Genomic DNA, 381 nt, shown 5'->3' on the forward strand with positions numbered 1-381 from the left:
CGAGAAAATCATCCTGGCGCCGCTGGTGGTGCTGACGATCTATTACGGCGTGCACCCGGCCCCCGTGCTCGACGTCTTCGCGCCCTCCACGGAGGCGCTGATGACCGGCATGAAGGCCGCCCTCGCCAACACCCAGACCGCGGCCGCCGCGCTGCCGCTCCCACGCTGAGACGGAACAGATGCCCACCGTCCACTCCGTGCTGCCCTCGCTGGCGCCGCTCCTGCCCGAGCTGATCCTCAGCGTCGGCGTGCTGCTCATGATCCTGTACGGCGCCTGGCGCGGCGACCGGTCCGCCGAGTCTGTCAGCATCGGCGCCCTGGTGCTGCTGCTGTTCGCCCTGTTCGTGGTCCTCTCGGCGCCGACGCACGGCCGGGTCACCA

1 protein-coding gene is annotated in these 381 nt (G+C 70.3%); it reads left to right on the forward strand.

Annotated elements, in window-relative coordinates; all coding sequences use genetic code 11:
* Positions 1-179: 179 nt before the first annotated feature.
* Positions 180-381 (forward strand): hypothetical protein (locus GVL12_RS26015; protein ID WP_200844115.1); only part of this gene is annotated, 202 nt, incomplete at its 3' end.

This window comes from Pantoea sp. 18069 (genome assembly GCF_902706035.1).
Taxonomy (GTDB): Bacteria; Pseudomonadota; Gammaproteobacteria; order Burkholderiales; family Burkholderiaceae_C; genus Comamonas.